The 20,985-nt window shown below is 72.3% G+C and carries 18 protein-coding genes; 6 read left to right on the forward strand and 12 right to left on the reverse strand.

What is annotated here, in order from left to right; translation table 11 throughout:
* A partial coding sequence (locus tag BMZ50_RS10440; RefSeq protein ID WP_091323954.1) for an ATP-binding protein occupies positions 1-2,232 on the forward strand: 2,232 nt, incomplete at its 5' end.
* Complete coding sequence (locus tag BMZ50_RS10445; protein WP_091323956.1) at positions 2,229-2,780, forward strand: response regulator; 552 nt, start codon at positions 2,229-2,231, stop codon at positions 2,778-2,780. The genes BMZ50_RS10440 and BMZ50_RS10445, both read left to right, overlap by 4 nt.
* 144 nt (positions 2,781-2,924) lie before the next feature.
* Here BMZ50_RS10445 and BMZ50_RS10450 read toward each other — a convergent pair whose 3' ends face one another.
* From BMZ50_RS10450 to BMZ50_RS10460, 3 genes are read right to left on the reverse strand one after another with little or no spacing between them, the layout of a single operon-like run.
* Positions 2,925-4,028 carry an NAD(P)-dependent alcohol dehydrogenase gene (locus BMZ50_RS10450; protein ID WP_091323957.1) on the reverse strand — a complete coding sequence of 368 codons (1,104 nt, stop codon included), beginning with the start codon at positions 4,026-4,028 and terminating at the stop codon, positions 2,925-2,927.
* Between the two features lie 53 nt (positions 4,029-4,081).
* The gene (locus tag BMZ50_RS10455) at positions 4,082-5,680 is read right to left on the reverse strand and encodes a flavin-containing monooxygenase (protein ID WP_091323959.1); all 1,599 of its coding nucleotides are present in this window, start codon (positions 5,678-5,680) and stop codon (positions 4,082-4,084) included.
* Between the two features lie 11 nt (positions 5,681-5,691).
* On the reverse strand, positions 5,692-6,585 hold the full coding sequence (locus BMZ50_RS10460) for an alpha/beta hydrolase (RefSeq protein WP_091323961.1): 894 nt from the start codon (positions 6,583-6,585) through the stop codon (positions 5,692-5,694).
* Positions 6,586-6,894: 309 nt separating this feature from the next.
* Between BMZ50_RS10460 and BMZ50_RS10465 the strand changes: the two genes are divergently transcribed.
* Together BMZ50_RS10465 and BMZ50_RS10470 are read left to right on the forward strand one after the other, a co-directional pair.
* On the forward strand, positions 6,895-7,881 hold the full coding sequence (locus tag BMZ50_RS10465) for an AraC-like ligand-binding domain-containing protein (RefSeq protein WP_177212743.1): 987 nt from the start codon (positions 6,895-6,897) through the stop codon (positions 7,879-7,881).
* A 369-nt stretch (positions 7,882-8,250) separates the two neighbouring features.
* Positions 8,251-9,150, forward strand: coding sequence for a DMT family transporter (locus tag BMZ50_RS10470; RefSeq protein WP_091323963.1), 900 nt, complete (start codon positions 8,251-8,253; stop codon positions 9,148-9,150).
* Between the two features lie 87 nt (positions 9,151-9,237).
* On the opposite strand, the gene BMZ50_RS25255 is transcribed toward BMZ50_RS10470, so the two are convergent.
* The gene (locus tag BMZ50_RS25255) at positions 9,238-9,510 is read right to left on the reverse strand and encodes a tyrosine-type recombinase/integrase (RefSeq protein ID WP_091323965.1); all 273 of its coding nucleotides are present in this window, start codon (positions 9,508-9,510) and stop codon (positions 9,238-9,240) included.
* A 362-nt stretch (positions 9,511-9,872) separates the two neighbouring features.
* Between BMZ50_RS25255 and BMZ50_RS10480 the strand changes: the two genes are divergently transcribed.
* Complete coding sequence (locus tag BMZ50_RS10480; protein ID WP_143087150.1) at positions 9,873-10,820, forward strand: DMT family transporter; 948 nt, start codon at positions 9,873-9,875, stop codon at positions 10,818-10,820.
* 352 nt (positions 10,821-11,172) lie between these two features.
* Here BMZ50_RS10480 and BMZ50_RS10485 read toward each other — a convergent pair whose 3' ends face one another.
* Positions 11,173-12,798, reverse strand: coding sequence for a peptide chain release factor 3 (locus BMZ50_RS10485; RefSeq protein WP_091323971.1), 1,626 nt, complete (start codon positions 12,796-12,798; stop codon positions 11,173-11,175).
* A gap of 451 nt (positions 12,799-13,249) precedes the next feature.
* On the opposite strand from BMZ50_RS10485, the gene BMZ50_RS10490 reads away from it, so the two are divergent.
* Positions 13,250-13,561: a type II toxin-antitoxin system PemK/MazF family toxin gene (locus BMZ50_RS10490; protein ID WP_091323974.1), complete on the forward strand. Its 312-nt coding sequence runs from the start codon at positions 13,250-13,252 to the stop codon at positions 13,559-13,561.
* A gap of 314 nt (positions 13,562-13,875) precedes the next feature.
* On the opposite strand, the gene BMZ50_RS10495 is transcribed toward BMZ50_RS10490, so the two are convergent.
* The 7 genes from BMZ50_RS10495 to BMZ50_RS10525 form a co-directional block, all read right to left on the reverse strand.
* Complete coding sequence (locus BMZ50_RS10495; protein WP_245753539.1) at positions 13,876-14,685, reverse strand: maleate cis-trans isomerase family protein; 810 nt, start codon at positions 14,683-14,685, stop codon at positions 13,876-13,878.
* A complete protein-coding gene (locus tag BMZ50_RS10500; protein WP_091323976.1) occupies positions 14,685-17,135 on the reverse strand; it encodes a xanthine dehydrogenase family protein molybdopterin-binding subunit in 2,451 nt (816 codons plus the stop codon). Before BMZ50_RS10500 ends, BMZ50_RS10495 begins: the two co-directional genes overlap by 1 nt.
* Positions 17,132-17,662 carry a (2Fe-2S)-binding protein gene (locus BMZ50_RS10505; RefSeq protein WP_091323978.1) on the reverse strand — a complete coding sequence of 177 codons (531 nt, stop codon included), beginning with the start codon at positions 17,660-17,662 and terminating at the stop codon, positions 17,132-17,134. Before BMZ50_RS10505 ends, BMZ50_RS10500 begins: the two co-directional genes overlap by 4 nt.
* A 123-nt stretch (positions 17,663-17,785) precedes the next feature.
* A complete protein-coding gene (locus BMZ50_RS10510; protein WP_143087151.1) occupies positions 17,786-18,817 on the reverse strand; it encodes a 2,5-dihydroxypyridine 5,6-dioxygenase NicX family protein in 1,032 nt (343 codons plus the stop codon).
* A 25-nt stretch (positions 18,818-18,842) separates the two neighbouring features.
* Positions 18,843-19,673, reverse strand: coding sequence for an alpha/beta fold hydrolase (locus BMZ50_RS10515; RefSeq protein ID WP_177212744.1), 831 nt, complete (start codon positions 19,671-19,673; stop codon positions 18,843-18,845).
* Complete coding sequence (locus BMZ50_RS10520) at positions 19,670-20,278, reverse strand: hypothetical protein (RefSeq protein WP_091323983.1); 609 nt, start codon at positions 20,276-20,278, stop codon at positions 19,670-19,672. The genes BMZ50_RS10515 and BMZ50_RS10520 overlap by 4 nt, the downstream gene beginning before the upstream one ends.
* On the reverse strand, positions 20,275-20,922 hold the full coding sequence (locus tag BMZ50_RS10525; RefSeq protein WP_091323986.1) for an SRPBCC family protein: 648 nt from the start codon (positions 20,920-20,922) through the stop codon (positions 20,275-20,277). Before BMZ50_RS10525 ends, BMZ50_RS10520 begins: the two co-directional genes overlap by 4 nt.
* Between the last annotated feature and the right edge of the window lie 63 nt (positions 20,923-20,985).

Here is a 20,985-nt window from a genome sequence, read left to right on the forward strand (position 1 = left end):
GGCAAGCTCGGCGGCCAGGCGCAGGTGCGCGGGGTGTCGGGCACCTGGCGGGACCTCACCGAGAGCGTCAACCAGCTGGCCGGCACGCTCACCACCCAGCTGCGCGCGATCGCGGCGGTGTCGACCGCGGTGGCCCGCGGCGACCTCACCCAGCAGATCCAGGTCGCGGCGTTCGGCGAGGTCGCCGAGCTCAAGGACAACATCAACCAGATGATCGCGGCGCTGCGGGAGACCACGGCGGAGAACGCCGAGCAGGGCTGGCTGGACTCCAACCTCGCCCGCATCGGTGGCCTGCTGCAGGGCCAGCGCGACCTCGGCGACGTCGGCCAGCTGATCATGGAGGAGGTCGCGCCGCTGGTGGGCGCGCAGGTCGGCACCTTCTTCCTGGCCGCCGATCCGGGTGATCTCGCCGAGGCGGGTGCGCCTGCGTGCTGGGTGATGCGCGCCGGCTACGGGCTGCCCGTCGAGGACCCGCCGCAGGAGTACCGCCTCGGAGAAGGCCTGGTCGGGCAGGCGGCGGCGAGCAAGCAGAGCATCGTCGTCACCGAGCTGCCCGCGGGGTACCTGGACGTGCGCTCCGGGACCGGTACCGCCGCTCCGGGGGCCATCGTCGTGCTCCCCGTCCTGTTCGAGGGCGAGTCGCTGGGGGTGATCGAGCTCGGCGCGACCACGCCGTTCTCGGCGTTGCACCTGACCTTCCTGGAGCGGCTGGTCGCCACGATCGGCGTCGCGCTCGCGACCATCCAGGCCGGTCGGCGCACCGAGCAGCTGCTCGCGCAGTCCCAGCGGCTGACCACGGAGCTGCAGGACCAGTCCGCGGAGCTGCAGCGCACCAACGCCGAGCTGGAGGAGAAGGCGCTGCAGCTGTCCGAGCAGAACCGCAACGTCGAGCTCAAGAACATGGAGATCGACGCGGCGCGGCGCGGGGTCGAGGAGAAGGCGCAGCAGCTGGCGCTGGCCAACCAGTACAAGTCCGAGTTCCTGGCGAACATGAGCCACGAGCTGCGCACCCCGCTCAACTCGCTGCTGCTGCTCTCCCGGTTGCTCGCGGACAACCGGGACTCGAACCTGACCTCGAAGCAGACCGAGTTCGCCAGGACGATCCACGCCTCCGCGACGGAGCTGCTGCGCCTGATCGAGGACATCCTCGACCTGTCCAAGATCGAGGCCGGCCGGGTGGACATCCACCCCGCCCCGGTGGAGCTCGCCGACGTGTGTGCCGAGGTGGAGCAGGCGTTCGGTGTCCAGGCCGAGGACAAGGGCCTCGAACTGCGCGTCGAGACGGCGGCGGAGCTGCCCTCGTCGATCACCACCGACGCCCAGCGGCTGCACCAGATCCTGCGCAACCTGCTGGCCAACGCCATCAAGTTCACCGACACCGGCAGCGTCACGCTGGAGGTCGGCCTGGCGTCACCGCGCACGCTCCACGGGGTGCCCTCGCTCGACGGCGCCCGCTCGGTCGTCACGTTCGCGGTGCGCGACACCGGGATCGGGATCCCGGGCGAGAAGCTGGCGATGATCTTCGAGGCGTTCCAGCAGGCCGACGGCACCACCAGCCGCAAGTACGGTGGCACCGGGCTGGGCCTGTCGATCTCCAAGGAGCTGGCCGGTCTGCTGGGCGGCAGGATCGAGGTGTCGTCCGAACCGGGCAGCGGGTCGGTGTTCACCCTGCTGTTGCCCGACGAGTGCCCGGTCACCACCCCGGCGGCGTCCGGCGTCCCACCCCGGCACGTGGCCGAAGCGCCGCCGGAAGGCGCCGACCGAGGCGGGCCCATCCTGCGCGCCGCTGCGCCGTCGACGGTGCATCCTGCGCCGGACCTGTCCGGGACCACGGTGCTCATCGTCGACGACGACGTCCGCAACGTCTTCGCCCTCACCAGCGCGCTGGAGATGCACGGCCTCGAGGTGCTCTACGCCGACAACGGCCTCGACGGCATCGCCCTGCTCGGCGAGCACCCGGAGGTCCGCATCGTGCTGATGGACGCGATGATGCCCGACCTCGACGGCAACGCGACCACCCGCCGGATCCGGGCGCTGCCGCAGTGGCAGGACCTGCCGATCGTGTTCCTGACGGCGAAGGCGATGCCCGGTGATCGGGAGTCCAGCCTGGCCGCAGGCGCCACCGACTACGTCACCAAGCCCGTCGACCTCGACGAGCTGCTGGCGATCATGGCGTCATGGGTGACCGGCAACGGGAAGGCGACGGTCCGCGAGGACGGCGGTCAGCCATGACCGCGCCGGTCCGGGTCCTCGCGGTCGACGACCGGCGGGAGAACCTGCTCGCGCTGCAGGCGATCCTGGAGGGTCTGCCCATCGAGGTCGTGCCGGTCACCAACGGTGAGGACGCGCTCAAGCAGCTGCTGGTCAAGGACTACGCGCTGATCCTCCTCGACGCCCGCATGCCGGGGATGGACGGCTTCGAGACCGCCCGGCACGTCAAGCAGCGGGAGCGGACCCGGCACATCCCGATCCTGTTCCTCACCGCGGCCGACTACGACCCCCACATGGCCTTCCGCGGCTACCAGGCGGGCGCGGTCGACTACATCACCAAACCCTTCGATCCGTGGGTCCTGCGGTCCAAGGTGGCCGTGTTCGTCGACCTCTACCGGCTGCACACCGAGCTCGCCGAACGCGCCGCCGAGCGGGACGCGCTGCGCAAGAGCGTGGACGAGGCATTGGAGGTGCTCGACGCCGTCGAACCCGCCGATGCCGCCACCTCCACGCTCGTAGACCGCCTGCGCGGTGTCCTCGGCGTGGTGCGCCGCGACCGACCCTGGTAGCCCTTGCTTCTCGAAGGAGCGGGACGCTCCGCCAGCACTGAGGCGCGGAGGACTGACTGAGGGCCGAGGCAGGCCGCCGAGCCGCTGCTTCGGGACCGGACAGACCGGGTCCCGGAGCAGCGGCCGGTGTCTGTGCGGCCGGTGTCAGTGCGGCATCGTGAGGATGGGCTTGACGACGGCGCCGCTGTGGGAGGCCTCGACGGCGTCCTGGATGCGCTCCAGCGGGAAGTACTCGACGAGCTTGTCGAACGGGAACCGGCCCTGGGCGTGCAGGTCCATGAGCGCGGCGATCGTCTGCTGGCCGTGGCCGCTGCCGCCGAGGGTCCCGCGGATCGTCTTTCCCCACAGGGTGGTGAGGTGGTCGGCGCTGAACTCCGCGCCGGCCGGGGCACCGCCGATGAGCAGCGCGGTGCCGAGCATGCCGACCGAGTCGATCGCCTGGCGGACGACGGAGATGATCCCGGTGCAGTCCAGCGCGGCGTCGGCCGGCCCGCCGCAGATGTCCTGGACCGCCTGCACCGGGTCGGTGTCCGTCGCGTCGATCGTGTGCGTCGCGCCCAGCCCCTCGGCCAGCTTCAGCCGGGAGGCGTGCCGGTCGACGGCGATGATCGTGGTCGCCGCGGAGTTCCGTGCGGCCATGACCGCGGCCAGCCCCACCGTGCCGACGCCGTAGACGACGATCGACGAGCCCGGCTCCGGGCGGACGGTGTTGAACACCGCGCCCGCGCCGGTCGCCAGCCCGCAGGCCAGCGGGCCCATGAGCTCGACCGGCAGCCCCTCGGGGATCGGCACCAGCGACGACGCGGTGGTCATCGAGTAGGTGGCGAACGAGGACTGGCCGAAGAAGTGGCTGGCCAGCGGGTTGCCATCGGTCGTGCGCAGCGCGGAGGCACCGTCGAGCCGGTGCCCACCACCGACCAGCTCACCCATGCGCAGGCAGTAGCGGGGCTGCCCGGCCGTGCAGTTGCGGCAGGCGCCGCAGGAGGGCCACCCCAGGACGACGTTCTGCCCCTCGCGGACGCCGGTGACCCCCGCCCCCACCGCGACCACGGTGCCGGCGCCCTCGTGCCCGAGCACACCGGGCAGCGGGAACGGCAGGTCACCGTCGCGGGCGATCCCGTCGGTGTGGCAGAAGCCGGTGGCGGCGACCTTGACCAGGACGTCACCGGGGCCGGGCTCGTCGAGCTCGACGTCCCTGACGACGAACGGGCCGTGCAGCTCTTCCACGACGGCTGCAGTGATCTTCAACAGTTCTCCTCGGTTCGTTGGGGTGATCGGATGGGGGAGAGGGCCACCGGCGACTAGGCGATGACCAGGCCGTCGTAGCCGTTGGCCGCCACCTTGTCGCAGATCTCTCGATAGGCCGGGACTCCGCCCACGTAGGGCATGAAGACCCGCGGCTTGCCGGGGACGTTCGCTCCCATGTACCAGGACGCCGTCCTGAGCATCAAGGTCTGGCCCGCGACGTCGTTGACGTGCCGCACCCAGTCGGCCTCCGCCGCCGGCGTGGGCTCCACGGTGCTCGCGCCCCGCTCGCGCAGCGCGACCAGCAGGTCGGCCACGAACTCCACGTGCTGCTCGATGGACCGCACCATGTTGCTGAAGACCGACGGGCTCCCGGGGCCGGTGATGAGGAACAGGTTGGGGAAGGCCGCGGCCTGCAGCCCCAGGTAGGTCACCGGGCCGGCCGCCCAGTGCTCGGCCAACGACTCGCCCCCGCGTCCGCGGACGTCGATCGCCAGCAGCGCGCCGGTCATCGCGTCGAAGCCGGTCGCGAAGACGATGTCGTCCACGTCGTAGGAGCCGTCCGCGGTGCGGATGCCCGTGGGGGTGACCTCCACGATCGGCGAGCCCTTGACGTCGACGAGCTCGACGTTCGGCTGGTTGAACATCGTGTGGAAGCCCGGGCCGACCACGAGCCGACGGGCCCCGACCGGGTAGTCCATCGAGGCGAGCAGCTCCGCCGTCCGCGGGTCCTCGACGATCTCGCGCACCTTGTCCTTGAGGTAGTTCGCGAGCCGCTCGTTCGCCTCTGCGTCGACGATGAGGTCGGGGAAGGCGGCGAGGATGGCCGCCCCGCCGACCGGCCAGCGCTTCTCGAACTCGGCGCGGCAGTCCTCCTCGGACAGCGACATCGTCGGCTCGGGACGGGTGGCGAAGTCGACGCCCAGCGGCGCCCTCAGCGCCAGCGCCCGCCGCTCGGCGTACCGGGTCTTCTCGTCGGCGAGGGTCTCGGCGTCCAGCGGCTCGTGCAGCGCCGGGACGACGTAGCTGGGCGTCCGCTGCAGGACGTACAGGTGCTCGGCCTGCTTCGCGATCTCGACCGAGACCTGCACCCCGGAGGAGCCGGTGCCGATGACGGCGACCCGCCGGCCGGTGAAGTCGACCTCCTCGTCGGGCCAGGCGGCCGTGTGGAACCGCCGGCCGGCGAAGGTGTCGATGCCGGGGATGTCGGGCAGGCGCGGCGTCGACAGCGAACCGGTGGCCATGACGACGTGGTGGGCGCGCGTCAGCGGACCGCTCGCCGCGGAGAGCGTCCACAGGCACTCCGCCTCGTCGAACTCCGCCCCGGTGACACGGGTGCCGAAGGTGATGTCGGCGCGGAGGCCGAAGCGGTCGGTGACGTGCTCGAGGTAGCGCTGGATCTCCTTCTGGCCGGAGTACCGCTCCGGCCAGTCCCACTCCTGCTGCAGCGTCTCGTCGAAGGAGTAGGAGTAGTCGAGGCTCTCGAAGTCGCAGCGCGCACCCGGGTAGCGGTTCCAGTACCAGGTGCCGCCGACCGCGTCGCCGGCCTCGTACAGGTGCGCGGACAGCCCCGCGGTCCGGGCCCGGTGGAGCATGTAGAGGCCGGCGAAACCGGCGCCCACGACCACGACGTCGTACGTCTTGTCCGTGCTCATCAGGGTTGCCCTCACTTCCGGAAGTGGCGGCGGACGAACGCGCCGCACTGGTCGACGACCTCGCGGCCCTCGCTGAGGGCGAAGCCGAACATCGCGAACACGTGCACCATCGCCGGCCAGATCTCCAGGCTCGTGCGGACGTCGCACACCGCGGCGCGGGCGGCCAGGCGGGTCGCGTCGTCCAGGAGGACCTCCGCCGTCCCGACCTGGACGAGCATCGGCGGGAGGCCGGTCAGGTCCGCCCCGACGGGGCTGGCCAGCGGGTCGTCGGCGGCGTGCCCGGCGAGGTAGTCGGCCGCGCGCAGCCGCAGGCCGGCCGGGGTCAGGGAGGGGTCGGCGGCAGCCTTGCCGTCCATGGACGCCCCGGAGCACGCGAGGTCGGTCCACGGGGAGAGCAGGGTGACCGACGACGGCATCGGCAGCCCCTGGTCGCGGGCGGCGACCAGCAGGGCGACCGCGAGGCCACCGCCGGCGCTGTCCCCGCCGACGGCGATGTCCTCCGGCGCCACGCCCTCGTCGAGCAGGGCCCGATAGGCGGCGACGGCGTCCTCGACCGCGGCCGGGAAGGGGTGCTCCGGGGCCAGCCGGTACTCCGGCGCCACGCCCCGCACGCCCGCCGCCGAGGCGAGCCTGCTCCACAGCGTGCGGTAGCCCGCCGCCGATCCGGCGACGTAGCCGCCACCGTGCAGGTAGAGCAGGACCCGCCCGAGGTCGGCCCCCGGATCCGAGGACTGCAGGGCGGGCACCCCGCCGAGCGTCACCTCCTGGAAGGTGACGCCCTCGTCCACCGGGAAGGTGGCGAGCATGCCGTCGAAGGTCGCGCGGATCTCGGCCGGGTCGGCCTCGAAGGTGAGCGGACCGCTGCGGATCTGATCGACCAGAGCCTGGAGTTCCTGCGTCGTCATCGATGCGCTCCCTGTGACCGTGCCGGGAGGCCGCTGCGGGCCCGCGGGCGGAGGTCGTCGCTGGGTGTCGGTGGGCGACGTCAGCGTGGCGGCGGTCACACGGGGTGGCTTGCTCGTCCCCGCACGGCTTCTTGACCCAGGCCGCACTGCCGGCGGCGGACCCGGCGGCCCGGACCGGGGGACCACGCCCGCCGTCGCCGGGGGAGGCTGGTGGCCCCCGAGCGGTCTGTGCCACACTCCCGGCCGGCTCGGCTGGCCGGCCGGGGCCGGCGGGCGGCGGGGCTTCGCATGCGGGGGAGGTCAGCTGGCGTGATCCTCCAGCGGTCGACGGCAGAGGTGAGCGGGCCGCGACGCTTCGACTTCTGGCGCGAGGCGATCTCCGACGCGTTCGTCGATCTGGAACCCCGCCGCGGCGATCCCGGCGCCGCGGAGTTCTTCACCGGCGAGCTCACCGGCGGTCAGATCGGCGCGGTGCGGATGTGCACGGTCGCGGCGAGCAGCCACGAGGTGGTGCGGACGCCGTCGCTCATCAGGCGGACCGGTGACGACTTCCTCTTCCTGAGCCTGCTGCTGGACGGCGACATGGTCTACGCCCAGGACGACCGCGTGGCCGAACTGGTCCGGCCGGGCCAGTTCGTCTTCTACGACAGCGCCAAGCCGTACAAGGCGGCGTTCCGGGACAGCGCCCGGCAACTCGTCGTCCGCTTTCCCCGGCACGAGCTGACCGCCCGGGTGCGCGGGATCGACACCGTGACGGCGCGGACGATCAGGGCCGACAGCGGCGTCGGCGCGCTCGCCTCCGGGCTCCTCCAGTCCCTCGGCCGGTGCGTGGAGGACGTGGACCCGCAGGTCGCCGAACCCCTGCTCGGCAACGTGTTCTCCGTCGTCGCCGCGGCACTGGCGGCGAACGCCGGCGTCGGTCTCGAACCCGCGGACCACCGGGCGGTGCACCTGCAGCGCGCCCGCGGGTACATCCGGGAGCACGCGACCGACGCGGAGCTCACCCCGGCGGGGATCGCTCGCGCGATCGGGGTGTCGGAGCGGTACCTCTACACCCTGTTCCGGACCGAGGGCACGTCCCCGGCCCGGGCGATCATGGACGAGCGCCTGGCCCGCGCCCATGCCGCGCTGCAGCGCCCGCACGCGGTGCACCGGACGATGGAGAGCCTCGCGCTGAGCCTCGGCTTCAAGCACGCGGCCCACTTCACCCGGGCCTTCAAGGACCGCTACGGCCTGCCGCCCAGCCGGCACCGCGACCAGGCGCTGGCCGCGGCCCACGACCGCCGAAGGCGGTGATCAGGACGACGCCCTGATCACCGCCCCGCCGGGGCGGCGGAAAGTCCAGGAGCGCATCGGGTCGTCCGGCGGATCGCCGCCCGGCACGGCCGGGAGAACTCCTTGGGAAACGGCTTGGGCACGGTGCTGGTCCTTCCAGCGAGGCCGCAGCCTCCCAGGTGAGGAGTCAACCGAACTGCGGGCAGCCCGACCGTCGTTCCGCCGCTGCCTCGGAGGAGTGAAGCTAAGGCTGTCCCCCTTAAAGCCGCCCTTCGCGACGAGTGTGGCCGTCTCCCAGAGCGGCCCACTCCGGGACACCGCGCCGGGGTGGCGAGCCGGTGTCGCGCGGCACGGAAGCGGTGATCAGCTCGGCGTCGTCAGACTGAGCCGATGACGGGGACGACCTCGCGGGTCCAGATGCTGGGTGGGCCGGCGCTGTTCGTCCTGCTGTGGAGCACCGGTTTCGTCGGTGCCAAGTACGGGCTGCCCTACGCCGAGCCCTTCACCTTCCTGAGCCTGCGCCTGGGCGTCGCCGCGGCCCTGCTCGGCGTCCTGGCCGTCGCACTGCGCTCGGCCGGCATGGCCTCCCGCCCGCAGTACGGCCGCGCCTCGGTCGCCGGGCTGCTGCTGCATGGCGGATACCTGGGCGGCGTCTTCTACGGCATCTCGCTGGGTGTGCCCGCGGGGGTGGCGGCGGTGATCGTCAGCCTGCAACCGGTGCTCACCGCCGTCCTCGCCGCGCGGGTGCTCGGCGAGCGGCCCACGGCGCGCCAGTGGCTGGGGCTGGCGCTCGGCGTCGGGGGTGTCGTGCTGGTCGTCGGCCCGGGTATCGCCGCCGCCGGCTCGGCCGAGCCGCTTCCGGTGGCCGGTCTCGTCACGTGCCTGGTGGCCCTCGCCTCGGGAACGCTCGGCACCGTCTACCAGAAGCGGCACGGCGACCGCATCCCGCTGCTCTGGGGGACGGCGGTCCAGTACGCGGCGGCCGCGGCTGTGCTGCTGGCGGTCGCGGTGGCGACCGAGGACATGTCGATCCGGTGGACCGGCGAGTTCGTCGCCGCGTTGGTCTGGCTGGTGCTGGTCCTGTCGATCGGCGCCGTCCTGCTGCTGCTCCTGCTGCTGCGCCGGGGCACGGCCGCGGGTGTCTCCAGCCTCTACTACCTCGTGCCGGTGGCCACCGCCGTCGAGGCGTACCTGCTCTTCGGCGAACGGGTCAGCGGGCTGTCGTTCGTGGGGATCGGGGTCACCGCTCTCGGCGTCGCGCTGGTGGTCCTGCCACCGCGGAAGCGGTGATGCGCAACCAGCGGATCAGCACCTTTATCACTGCGCGGCGTGTCACCTGAGATTCCACGGCCGTGTCCCTTAAGTCCGCCCTCGAGGTCAGCCGGCGTGTTGTCTCAGAGCGGCCCACTCTGGGACTGAAGTGACCCCCGTCGGCCCAGGTGTGGTGGCCCGGCGGCTACCGGTCGAAGGCGTCACCGAGGGTCGACATGGCCTGGCGGCGACGTCGGGGGAGACGTGGTCGTAGATGTCGCCGGTGACGGCGGTCGACGCGTGGCCGAGGATCTCGCACACCACCTTGAGCGGCACGCCGCGGGTGAGCATGACGCTGGCGGCCGAGTGGCGAAGCGTGTGCGGCCCGGCGTGGGGCATCCGGAGTTCGCGTAGGTTCGCGTGAAGGGTTCCGGACCGAGGGGGTCCCCTGAAGAGAGGACCGTCCCCAACGTGGTGCACGTGGACCTGCCCATGCCAGTGATGAACGGCCTGGCGCGCAACGGAAGCGCTGCGCTCCGTCCGACCCGAGGTGCGGATCGTCCTGGTGACCGGGGAGACCCACGCGGCACGGACCGAGGTCACAGCCGTCGGTGCGCAGGCCCTGGTGCCGAAAGACGTCAGGCCCGAGGCGATGTTCCGCTGCTTGCGCAAGGTCGCGTGCGGTTTCCGGTGCTGCCCCTACTGGCTGGGACCCTGCCTGGGCCGCCGCGGCCCCCTCGGACATCGGGAGGTCGCGCTCAGTGACTCCTGCAGCGACGCGGGCGGGGGCGGTTCAGGCGCTGGACGAGCGGCCGTTGCTCATGCTGTGGATCGGTGTCGTGCTCTTCAGCCTCGGACCGGTGCTTGTCGCCGGCTCGACCACGTCCGGTGCTGTGCTGTCCTTCTGGCGTCTGTGGATCGGTGCCCTGCTGCTCGGGGCGCTCACGCTGTGGCGACACCGCGTACGGGGAACGCGTGCCAGCCGACGCGGGTGGGGGTGGACGGCGGCGGCCGGTCTGGCCTTCGGCACACACCAGTTGTTCTTCATGATCTCGATCAAGGCGACGTCGGTGGTCGACGTGACCCTGATGCAGGTGCTGCAACCGATCCTGGTCGGAGTCCTCGCCTTCGTGGTCTTCGGCGAGCGTCCTGGCCTCGCCTTCCGCCTCTGGTCGGTGCTCGCGGGTGTCGGCGCGGCTCTGGTCGTCCTGGCGGGTACCACGGGACCGGAGGGAAATCCGGTCGGCATGGCGTTGGCGCTGGCGAACGTGGTGTGCTTCGCCTTCTACTTCGTCTGGTCCAAGCAGGCGATGGCCCACATCGGCGCGTTGCCCTTCCTGCTGGGGGTGGCGGTCGTCGCCGGTCTGGCCGTCTCGTTGTTCGCCGCGGTGACCGGGGAACGGGTCTCGAGCATCGACACCACGGACCTGCTGATCGCGGCGAGCATCGCGGTCGTTCCCGGTGCCTTGGGCCACTTCCTCACGACGCATTCGCTGTCGCGGGTTCCGGCCAACCTGCCGCCGGTGATGCAGCTCGCCATGCCGTTCCTCTCCGGCGGCCTCGCCTGGCTGCTGCTGGGCGAGGGCTTCACCCTGATGCACGTGGTCGGTGGCCTGGTGACCGTGGTCGGTGTCGTGGGTGCCCTGCTCTCACCTGCCGACCGGCGACGAGTGGTCCCCGAGTCCCCGGGACCGGTCACGCCGGACTGAGGCCCGCCCGCCCACGAACGTGCACTAGTGGCAGCCGTCCCGGCACAGGCAGTCACCAGTGACGGCATCAGCTCGCTGGGGAGCGCTGCGACGGTGTTGGTGCCGGCTGACGCCCGCCGCGAGTCAGCCGGTCGTCCGGCATGCGTCGCGCCGGTGGGCGACGTCGAGGACGGCGACGGTTGGGGTGGTCGAGCAGCGAGCCGAGGACGAACGCATGGGCGGCCGCGGAGACGGCGTCGGGGAGTTGGCCGGTGAGCTGGCGACGGGCAGTCGGGGTGATGGCAAGGAGGTAGCACTCCGGAGCGTCGGTCACTGCCGCTGACTGCGTCGGCGGGGGCCGGCCGCCCCGCGGTCAGCCGAGTTCGGCGGCGACCATCGGGGTCAGCGTGAGGTGCGGCTTGTTGCGCTCGAGCACCTGCAGCGCCCACTTGTTCGTGAACAGGGCCAGCAGCTCGCCGTCGGCGCGCTGCAGCACCTCGACGTCCCGGGCGGTGGCGAGCTCGGGCGCGGACTTCCGGTCGGTGATCCGGGCGATCTTGTAGGGGAGTGGCTCCAGGGTGATCCGGGCGCCGAACTCGTGCTCCATGCGGTGGCTGGCCACCTCGAACTGCATGGGGCCGACGACGGCGAACACCGGGGCACCGTCCCCGCGCCGCTCGGAGACCAGCACCTGGACGACACCCTCGCCGCCCAGGGTCTCGATGCCCTTGCGGAACTGCTTGTACTTCGACGTGTCCGCCGCCCGGGCGACGGCGAAGTGCTCCGGGGCGAAGGTGGTGATGGGGGGATAGATGACCGGGTCGCCGGCGTAGAGGGTGTCGCCGACGCCGAGGGCCGCGGCGTTGACCAGGCCGACGACGTCCCCGGGGTAGGCCGTCTCGATCGTCTCCCGCTCCCGGCCGAGCACCTGCTGGGCGTACTTGGTGGCGAACGGCCGGCCGGTGCGGCCGTTGGTGACGACCATGCCGCGCTCGAAGACGCCCGAGCAGACCCGCAGGTAGGCCAGCCGGTCGCGGTGCCCGGCGTCCATGCCCGCCTGCACCTTGAACACGAACCCGCTGAACGGCGCGTCCAGCGGGCGCGGCTTGCCGTCCTCGTCGGGCCGGTCGACCGGGGCGGGGGCCAGGCCGACCAGGACGTCGAGCAGCTGGCCGACGCCGAAGTTGGACACCGCGGAGGCGAACAAGACCGGCGTGCTGGCGTGGGCCAGGAACAGCTCCTGGTCGTGCACGGCACCGGTCTCTGCCAGCAGCTCGGACTCCTCGACCGCGCGCAACCAGGTGTCGCCCTCCCGGGCCAGCGCCTCCTCGGCGGAGAACACCTGTTCCGGGGCGATCGTCGCCCCGCCGGCGGTCCGGGTGAAGTGGCGGTAGGTACCGTCGCGCCGGTCGAGGACGCCGCGGAAATCCCCGGCGATCCCGACCGGCCAGGTCAGCGGGGTGGGGGCCAGCCCGGTTCGGTCGGCCACCTCGTCCATCAGCGCGAGCGCGTCCATGCCGGGGCGGTCCCACTTGTTGACCACGGTGATCACCGGGATCCCCCGGTGACGGCAGACGGCGTACAGCTTCATGGTCTGCGCCTCGAGGCCCTTCGCGGCGTCGATGAGCATGACCGCGGCGTCGACCGCGGTGAGCACCCGGTAGGTGTCTTCGGAGAAGTCGGCGTGGCCGGGGGTGTCGAGGAGGTTGATCACGGTGTCGCGGTAGGAGAACTGCAGCGCCGCCGAGGTGATGGAGATCCCGCGGGCGCGCTCCATGTCCATCCAGTCCGACACCGTGCCCCGCCGGCCGGCCTTGCCGTGCACCGCACCGGCCTGGCCGATGACACGGGCGTGCAGAGCCAGGGCCTCGGTGAGCGTCGACTTCCCGGCGTCGGGGTGGCTGATCACGGCGAAGGTGCGCCGGCGAGCGGCCTCGGCCACCACGTCGGCCGGCGTCCCTCCCGCGGTGTCCGTGCGGGTGGGGGCGGTCGCGGTCATGAGTAACTCTCCCTGGTCTGGCGTGGTCGTTCCTCGTGGCGGGCGTAGGGCGTCGGCGAACTCGGCAGCGCTCGTGCAGGGCCGGAGCCCGCTGACGGGCGAGCTCCCGGCACATGGCCGGCCGCTCCGCCAGCACCGCCGGCGGAGCGGCCGTGGCGCGCGCCCCGGCCGGTCATCTCGTACAGCAGTCCGAGGACCTCCCGCATTTCCTCGAGGCTGAACTCCAGCGGCTCGAGCCGGCGGATCGCTGCAGCCGGGCGCCGTCGCTGACTCGCCGACCTGTAGCTGGCCGGTTGGCTCGCGATTATGAGGTCTACGACCTCATGGCGGCTGCGGCGGTTCCGGTGAAGGAGATCGCCCGGCGGATAGCCGTTCGGCATGGCCGGGAGCACCGCGCTCCCGCCCCGGAGAGACCGTCTCGCTCAGGTTCTTCGGGACATGGAGACGCTGCGTGCGTGGTGAGGTCTACCGCCTGCGCTCTCCTCGTGGCGCCCGTGGCCATGAGCAGGCCGGCGTCCGCTACACGGTGGTCGTCCAGTCCGACCTGCTGCCTCTGTCGACCTGGCTGGTCGCGCCCACGTCCACCTCGGCACGCGCGGCCACCTTCCGTCCTGAGGTGTCCATCGAGGGCCGCCTGACCCGGGTGCTGGTTGAGCAGACGAGTGCTGTGGATCCGCAGCGCCTGGGGGAGTCGACCGGGCACCTCGGCTTCGATGAACTGCGCCAGGTTGACGCCGCACTGCGCCTGGTCCTCACCCTGTGAGGAACACCCAGCACGTGTCTCGTCAGTGGCTCGCCGCCGGGACACGAACCGTCCTTCAGCAGTGACTCCTCGTGTTGTGGAAGGGCGCAGCGACCATGGTGGAGCCCTTCGGCATGCCAGTGCGCGCGCTCACGCGCACCTCCGCCCATGTACCCGGATCAGCTGAATCGGGGCCGCTGTGGTTGGTGCCTCCGAGCACACGCAACCGTCCCTGCTCCGTCAGGGACGGAGCAGGGACGGAGGACTTTCGTGTCATCGACGGCGCCGTCAGTCATCTCCGATCGGGCCTCGACCGTGGTGCCGAAAACTGCCAGTCAGCTCAGCTCGCCCGTGAGCAGGCGTCCGGCTCCGCTGATGGCCGGCCGGTGGCCTAGTGCTCGGAGCACCTCGAAGGTGGTCGCCGTCGCAGCGGTGACCACCGGCAGCCCCAGTTCGTCCTCGACCCGCTGGACGGCAGCGAGGGACGGCATCTGCACGCAGGCCGACAGGACGATCGCCTCGGCGCCCTCGCGCTCCAGGCCTCGGGCGATGTCCGGCAGGTTCTCTGGGTCCAGCCGGCCGACGGCGAGGTTGTCCGGCACCTCGAGGGCGACCGCGTCGAGGACCTCGATGCCCTCACCCTCGATGTACTCCCGGACCATCTGGGTCAGCGGCGCCATGTACGGGGTCACGATGGCCACCCGGTGGGCGCCGATGGTCTGCAGGGTGCGCACCAGGGCGCCGGCGCTGCTGACCACGTCGGCGGGGTGCCCGTTGTCTCGGGCGGCTTCCCCGATGACCTGCTCGGACTCCTTGTGCGCGCCGGGGCCCTGTGCCATGACGGCGACCAGGCAGGCGTAGGCGATGACGTCCACATCGGCGTCGGATACGGCGGTCGCGCACTCGGCCGCCTTTCCCACCATCGCGAGCAGTTCCTCCCTGTTGACCTGCTTCATCGCCGCGCGGGCCGAGTGGAACGTGTAGCGGTGCCCGGTGGCCTCCGACTGCCGGCGAAACAGCTCCGGCAGCTCGGTCTCCATCGTGGTGTTCGAGCTCGGCACGATGAGGCCGACCCGGGAGGAGCCGGGAGCCTGTGGAGCCGGGCTGTTCTCGCAGGCTGCCGCGGTTGTGGGATCGATGGTCATCAGTAGCCAACTCCTCCGTCGGGAAGGTTTTCTCGGGTGGGGGTGAGCTCCTCGTCGAAGCCCTGGCCGTCGGAGCGTCCGGAGAGCGCGCGCCACACGGCCTCCGGGGTGATGGGGAGCGTGTCCAGCTCGACGCCGAAGTCGGCGAGCGCGTCGCAGATCGCGTTGGCCACGGCTGCACCCGGCGGAATGGTGCCGACCTCGCCGACGCCGCGGATGCCGAACGGCGTCACGGGGGAGGGGACCTCCGTGTGCAGCAGCTCGATCGGCGGCAGGTCGGCCGCCGTCGGTGGGAAGTAGTCGACCATCGACCCGTTGACCAGCTGCCCGGTCTCCGCGTCGTAGCGCAGCTCCTCGGTGAGCGCCGCGCCGAAGCCCTGCGCCAGCGCGCCGCGGACCTGGCCGTCGACCACCGTCGGGTTCACCACCGTCCCGGCGTCGTGCACCATGACGAAGCGCTCGATCTCGAACTCCCCCGTCCCCGGGTCGACGGCGACCAGCGCCGCCGCGGTGCCGAAGGAGTACGCAGCGTCGGCGGGCTCGAAGTGGCTGGTCGCCTCCAGGCCGGGCTCTTCCCCCGGCGGGATGCCCTGCCCCGTGATCGCCGTGCCGAAGACCTCGGCCAGCGTCACCGACACGGAGGCGTCGTCCCGACGGCGGACCACCGGCCCGGCGATCTCCAGCAGCTCCGGGTCGCTCTCCAGCCGCCAGGCGGCCAGGCGCAGCGTCTTGGCCGCCAGCTCCTCGGCCGCCTCCTTGAGCGCCCCGGACGCCGCGATCATCGTCCGCGACGCGAAGGCGCCGGTGTTCAGCGGCGAGGCCGAGGTGTCACCGGCGTGCACCTTGACGGCGTCGTACCCGATGCCGAACACCTCGCTGACCACCTGGGCGAACGCCGTCTCGGCGCTCTGCCCCATGGTGGAGACACCGGTCCAGACGTCGATGCCCCCGGACCGGTTGGCCCGCAGGGTCACGCTCTCGTGCGCGCCGAACTGCGAGCCGCGGCGGGCGAGGAAGCGGGCGCTGGCGTAGCCGGTGCGCTCGACGAAGGAGGAGAAGCCGATGCCGCGGATCCGGCCGTCGGCCCGCGGGGTGCGGGGGGTACCCCGGTGGGCGTCCCAGCCGATCGCCTCGGCGGCCATCCGCAGGCACTTCTCGTAGTCGCCGCTGTCGTAGACCGCGCCGGTGGGGTTCTTCCACGGCAGCTCGGCGGGCGTGAGCATGTTCTTGGCGCGCAGCTCCACCGGGTCGAGGTCCAGCCGGCGGGCGAGGGTGTCCATCAACCGCTCGTAGGCGAAGTTGACCTCCGGCTGGCCGTACCCCCGGTAGGCGCCGATCGGCGTCTTGTTGGTGAGCGTGACCCGCCGCTCGGCGTACCCGTCGGTGACCCGGTACGGGCCGTTGAGCACGACGCTGGACAGCTGCGCCGAGCCGAACGGGGAGTTCCAGCCGCCGATGTCGGTGGCGTAGACGTCGGTCATGGCCAGGATCCGGCCCTCGGCGTCGGCGGCGATCCGGTAGTCGTGCACCGACTCGCGGGCGTGCGTGGAGTTCCGGAAGTGCTCGGCGCGGTCCTCGGTCCACTTCACCGGCCGGCGCAGCGCCATGGCGTGCAGGCAGGCCAGCACGTCCTCGGGGAAGACGCCGAGCTTGAGGCCGAAACCACCGCCGACGTCGGAGGCGACCGCGCGGATGTCGCTCTCCTGCAGCCGCAGCGACTCGGCCAGCTGCTTGCGGATCAGGTGCGGCACCTGGGTGGAGGTGTGCACCGTCAGCTCCCGGGCGCCGGGGCGCCACTCGGCGACGACGGCACGGGTCTCCATCGGCAGCGCGGTCACCCGGTTGATCCGGAAACGGCCCTCGACGACGACGTCGGCCTCGCGGATCCGCGCCTCGGGGTCGCCGCTGCCGTCGGAGTTGGCCGCCAGCAGATTGGAGTCCAGGACGTCGGGGTGCAGGACGGGCGCCCCCGGCTCGAGCGCGGCGAGCACGTCGACGACGTGCGGCAGCGGCTCGTACTCGACGTCGACCAGCTCGAGGGCGTCCTCGGCGACGTGCCGGCTGGTCGCCACGACGCTGACCACCGGCTGGCCCTCGTGGGTGGCCACGTCCTGGGCCAGCGCGTAGTACGGCAGCCGCGGCGCGCCGGGCACCGGGCGCAGCACGCCCAGGGGCTCGGTGGCGGCGCGGACGTCGGCGCCGGTCAGGACGTGCTTGACGCCCTCGAGCTGCTCGGCGGCGGAGGTGTCGATGCGCACGATCCGGGCGTGCGGGTAGGGGCAGCGGCCGACGGCCATGTGCAGCACGTGCGCCGGCTCGACGTCGTCGGTGAACCGGCCGTCGCCGCGCAGCAGCCGGTCGTCCTCCTTGCGCAGCTGCCAGGAGCCGATGACGCCGCGCGTGACGGGGCCGGAGCGGTCGGCCGCGGCCGGGCGCTCGACGGTGGTCATCGCGCACCTCCCGGCAGGGACGCGGCGGCCTCGTCCGCCGGTCGCTCCACGGACTCGGCGAAGTACCGCTCGATCGCCGTCACGATGTTCTCGTATCCGGTGCAGCGGCACAGCACACCGGCGATCTCCTCGCGGATCTCCTCGCGGGAGGGGTGCCCGCCCTGGTGGGCCAGCGCGGTCGCGGTCATGAGCATTCCGGGGGTGCAGAAGCCGCACTGCAGCGCGTGCTGCTCCTTGAAGCACTGCTGCAGCGGGTTGAGCTCGTCGTCGACGGCGAGGGACTCGACGGTTTGCACGTTCCGGCCGTCGAGCTGGCAGGCCAGCATCAGGCAGGACTTCACTGCCTCGCCGTCCACCACGACCGTGCACATGCCGCAGGAGCCCTGCTCGCAGCCCACGTGCGTGCCGGTCAGGCCCAGCCGCTGGCGGAGGAAGTCGGCGACGTGCAGCCGCGCCGGCACGGTGGCGGTCACCACCTCGCCGTTGACGGTCGTGGTCAGCTCGACGAGCGGCTCGGGGGCGGTCATTGCCGTCCCCCCGCTCGATCAGCCGTGCTCCGGCTCTCGGCACCCAGGTGGCGGGTGGTGCGGTCGGTTCTCGTCACAGGATGTCCAAGGAGGTCGAAGGGCTGGTCGAGCGGGGGGCAGGGGTCACCGGCGGTTGACCGGGCGCATCTCCGGGACGGTCAGCTCGCCGCGGTCGACGATGAGCTCGTCGTCGAGGTAGAGGCTGTTGCCGCGCATCGGGATGTCGAAGTGGCAGGGGGTGTCGTTCGGGCCACCGAGCTCGTTGTTGGGCCCGATGGAGAACATCACGTTGCCGTAGAAGGAGCGCAGCTCCATGCCCATCCCGCCGGGGAACTGGGTGAGCCCGTGCCAGTGGGCGCGCTCGTCGAGGCCCCAGCCGACGTGGCTCATGCCGTAGCCGCGGGGGTCGTCGAAGGACTCGATGTAGGACTTCAGCAGGTCGGCGTCCAGGCCGCCGCGGATGTCGCGGATGAAGCCGGCCTCGATGGTGAGGGTGACCGGGGTCTGCACGTAGGTGTTGAAGGGCAGCAGCACGTCCCCGGGGGAGAGCACGATCTGCCCGTCCACGCCGTCGTCGGCGCCGCCGGTGAACACGAACGCGGCCGGCCAGTGGTCCCAGCGGCCGGGGGTGTCGGTGTAGCCGTACTCGCTCATCGTCGGGTAGACGCCCAGCTTGTAGGTGACGTCGGTGCCGCCGGGGCTGGTGATCCGCATGACCTTGGCCTTGGCCAGCAGCTCGTAAGCGACCTCGACCCGCTCCCGGATCTCCCGGGTGGGCATCAACCGGGCGAGCAGCGGCGCCGGCTCGACGCAGGTCAGGATCCGGGTGCCGGCGTCCTGGATGGCGAACTGCTCCTTGCTGAACAGCAGGAAGGTCAGGTCGACGACCATGTCGGCGGCCTTCAGGGCCTCGACGGCCAGCGGGTTGTCGGCCAGGCCGGACTCGCCGACCGCCCAGGCGCCCTTGGCGCTGGAGGGCGAGGGCAGCCGCATGTGGTAGGTCGCCGCGCCCAGCTGCTGGGCGGCCCACAGGAAGGCGTCGGCGTACTCGGGCCGCTCGCCGCCCCGGGAGAGGACGGCGACGGTCTCGCCCTCGTGCACCCCGGACAGCCGCAGCTGCTCCAGGCAGATGGAGTTGAACAGGTTCTGGTCCATGAACTGTCTCCTGTCGGTTACGGGATCAGTGCTGCGGGGCGTGCGCGAGCAGGTGCGGACGCACGACGTCGAGGAAGCCGGGCAGGTTGTCCCACGGCACCATGTGGCCGGCCCGAGGGACGGTGTGGATCTCGATGCCGGGCTGGGCGCGCCGCAGGTCGGCCACGGCCGCCAGCGGCACCACGGGGCTGTCCCCGCCGCGGACCAGCACGACCGGCTGGGTGAGCCGCGCCCAGTAGTCGAAGAAGTCCTCGGTCTCGAAGCCCTCGTGGGTCTCCAGCACGGCCGTCTCGTCGCAGGAGGCCAGCACCTCCGCCCGCAGCCGCAGCTCGCGCTCGGGCCACAGCGGGTAGAAGCGGCGGACGGCGTGGGCGTCGGTGCCCGCCTGCGCCTCGTGCAGCTGCTGCAGGAACGCCTCGCGCGAGGTCGGGTACGGGCCGCGGCCCGGGCCGGACACCGGCGGGTCGACCAGCAGCAGCAGGCCGTGGTCGTCGGGGGCGTGCAGCACCGCGTAGGCCGCGGCGATCCGCGCGCCCATCGAGTGGCCGAGCACGACCGGGCGGCGCAGGTCCAGCGCGCCGACCAGGCCGGCGACGTCCGCGGCGTAGTCGACTAGCCGGTACCCGCCCGAGGGCGCCCGGTCGCTCTCCCCGCGGCCGCGCACGTCGGGCACGGTCACCCGGTAGCCCAGGTCGGCCAGCAGCACGGCGAGGAAGTCCGCAGTCGCCGCCGGGCTGGTGATGCCGGGCAGCACCAGCAGGTCCGGGGCACCGGGCTCGCCGTAGCGCAGAACGTGGTGGCGCAGCCCGTTCGCTTCCACGAATGCGCTCGCGCCGCGGAGTTCGACGGCGGTCACCGGTCGCCCCCGTCCTCGGCCGGGAGCTGGTCCAGCGCCCACTCGAGCCACTGGCCGGCCAGCTCCCGGGCGGCCGGCACCCGGATCCGCTCGGCCATGTAGACGAGCTTCTGCGCCCCCTTGTCCCGGGAGCAGGCGCCGCTCGCGACCCAGTCCCGGGTGAGCCCGGCGAGGGTCTCGAGGAACGACAGCGAGTCCCCGGCCTGCACGTCGTCGGCGCCGCGCAGGCCGCCCACCTCGTGCAGGCCGACCAGCCGGCGCACCTCCGCGAGGCTCACCTCGGCCGCCGCCGGACCGATGCTTCCCAGCCACACCCCCACGGACTCCGCGGAGCGCAACGAGTGCGGGTACAGGTAGAACGGGTCGTCCCACTCCGTCGCCCGGTGGTCCAACCGCGGGCCGCCCGGGAACATCCGCTCGATGTCGTGGGTCATCGCCGCCAGGCGCATCTCCACGGTCGCGTCCGGGTTGAGGTGGACCAGCCAGTCGCGGGCCCGCATCAGGTGCTCGGCCTGGTCGTAGGGCTTGATCCACTCCGCGGCGAGGACCTCGATCTCGGTCTCCAGCGAGACCTCCGGAGCCGTCCAGGGCAGTGCGGCGGTCATCGGCGGGACCGCCGCCGGCCGCGCCGCAGGGCGACGATGCTCAGCACCACCGACACCGCGCTGAGCGCCGCGGCCACCTTCGACCACGGGTCCCCCGCTGGCAGGTCGCTGACCGGCGGAAGCGCGGAGCCCGTGGTGCGCACGGCGGCGGGAGCCGCCGTGGGAGCCACCGCGGCGGCGGCCGCGGCCGGCGTGGAACCGCCGCCGAGGGCCTGCTCCAGGTTGCGGGCGAACTGCCCGGTCACCTTGCCGGCCTGCTTGGCCACGACCTTCTGCCCGACGCTGCCGAGCGCGCCGGCGAGGGCGACATCGCCCTCGACCATGACGACCGTGCGGTCGCCGGCCGGCTCCAGCTGGACGGTGACGCCGGCGCGCACGTTGCCCATCGCGCCGCGGACGCTCTTGCCGGTGGCGGTGAAGCCGATCAGCTTCTCGGGCACCCGCTCGACGATGGTCACCTTCGCGGCGAAGGTCGCCGTCATCGGGCCGACGCTCTGGGTCAGCCGGACGTCGATGTCGTCGGGGGTGACGACGGTGAGCTGCTCGACACCGGGCACGCACTCGGCGACCCGCTCCGGCTGCTCGAAGAACGTCCACACCGATGCCACCGGCTGGGCGACCTCGAACTCCTCGCGCAGCTTCATGACTGGATCTCCTCCCGGGAGGGCAGCGGCGTCGGGTAACGCCGGCCCGTGGGCTCGTATTCG

Origin of the sequence: Geodermatophilus ruber (genome assembly GCF_900114385.1) — a bacterium.
Classification (GTDB): Bacteria; Actinomycetota; Actinomycetes; order Mycobacteriales; family Geodermatophilaceae; genus Geodermatophilus; species Geodermatophilus ruber.

Coding starts and splice junctions, on each gene's coding strand:
- BMZ50_RS25255 (WP_091323965.1), bottom strand. CDS start 9,510: ATGCCCCACGCCGGGCCGCACACGCTTCGCCACTCGGCCGCCAGCGTC.
- BMZ50_RS10495 (WP_245753539.1), bottom strand. CDS start 14,685: ATGACCATCGATCCCACAACCGCGGCAGCCTGCGAGAACAGCCCGGCT.
- BMZ50_RS10455 (WP_091323959.1), bottom strand. CDS start 5,680: ATGAGCACGGACAAGACGTACGACGTCGTGGTCGTGGGCGCCGGTTTC.
- BMZ50_RS10470 (WP_091323963.1), top strand. CDS start 8,251: ATGACGGGGACGACCTCGCGGGTCCAGATGCTGGGTGGGCCGGCGCTG.
- BMZ50_RS10445 (WP_091323956.1), top strand. CDS start 2,229: ATGACCGCGCCGGTCCGGGTCCTCGCGGTCGACGACCGGCGGGAGAAC.
- BMZ50_RS10460 (WP_091323961.1), bottom strand. CDS start 6,585: ATGACGACGCAGGAACTCCAGGCTCTGGTCGATCAGATCCGCAGCGGT.
- BMZ50_RS10500 (WP_091323976.1), bottom strand. CDS start 17,135: ATGACCACCGTCGAGCGCCCGGCCGCGGCCGACCGCTCCGGCCCCGTC.
- BMZ50_RS10520 (WP_091323983.1), bottom strand. CDS start 20,278: ATGACCGCCGCACTGCCCTGGACGGCTCCGGAGGTCTCGCTGGAGACC.
- BMZ50_RS10485 (WP_091323971.1), bottom strand. CDS start 12,798: ATGACCGCGACCGCCCCCACCCGCACGGACACCGCGGGAGGGACGCCG.
- BMZ50_RS10525 (WP_091323986.1), bottom strand. CDS start 20,922: ATGAAGCTGCGCGAGGAGTTCGAGGTCGCCCAGCCGGTGGCATCGGTG.
- BMZ50_RS10510 (WP_143087151.1), bottom strand. CDS start 18,817: ATGGACCAGAACCTGTTCAACTCCATCTGCCTGGAGCAGCTGCGGCTG.
- BMZ50_RS10505 (WP_091323978.1), bottom strand. CDS start 17,662: ATGACCGCCCCCGAGCCGCTCGTCGAGCTGACCACGACCGTCAACGGC.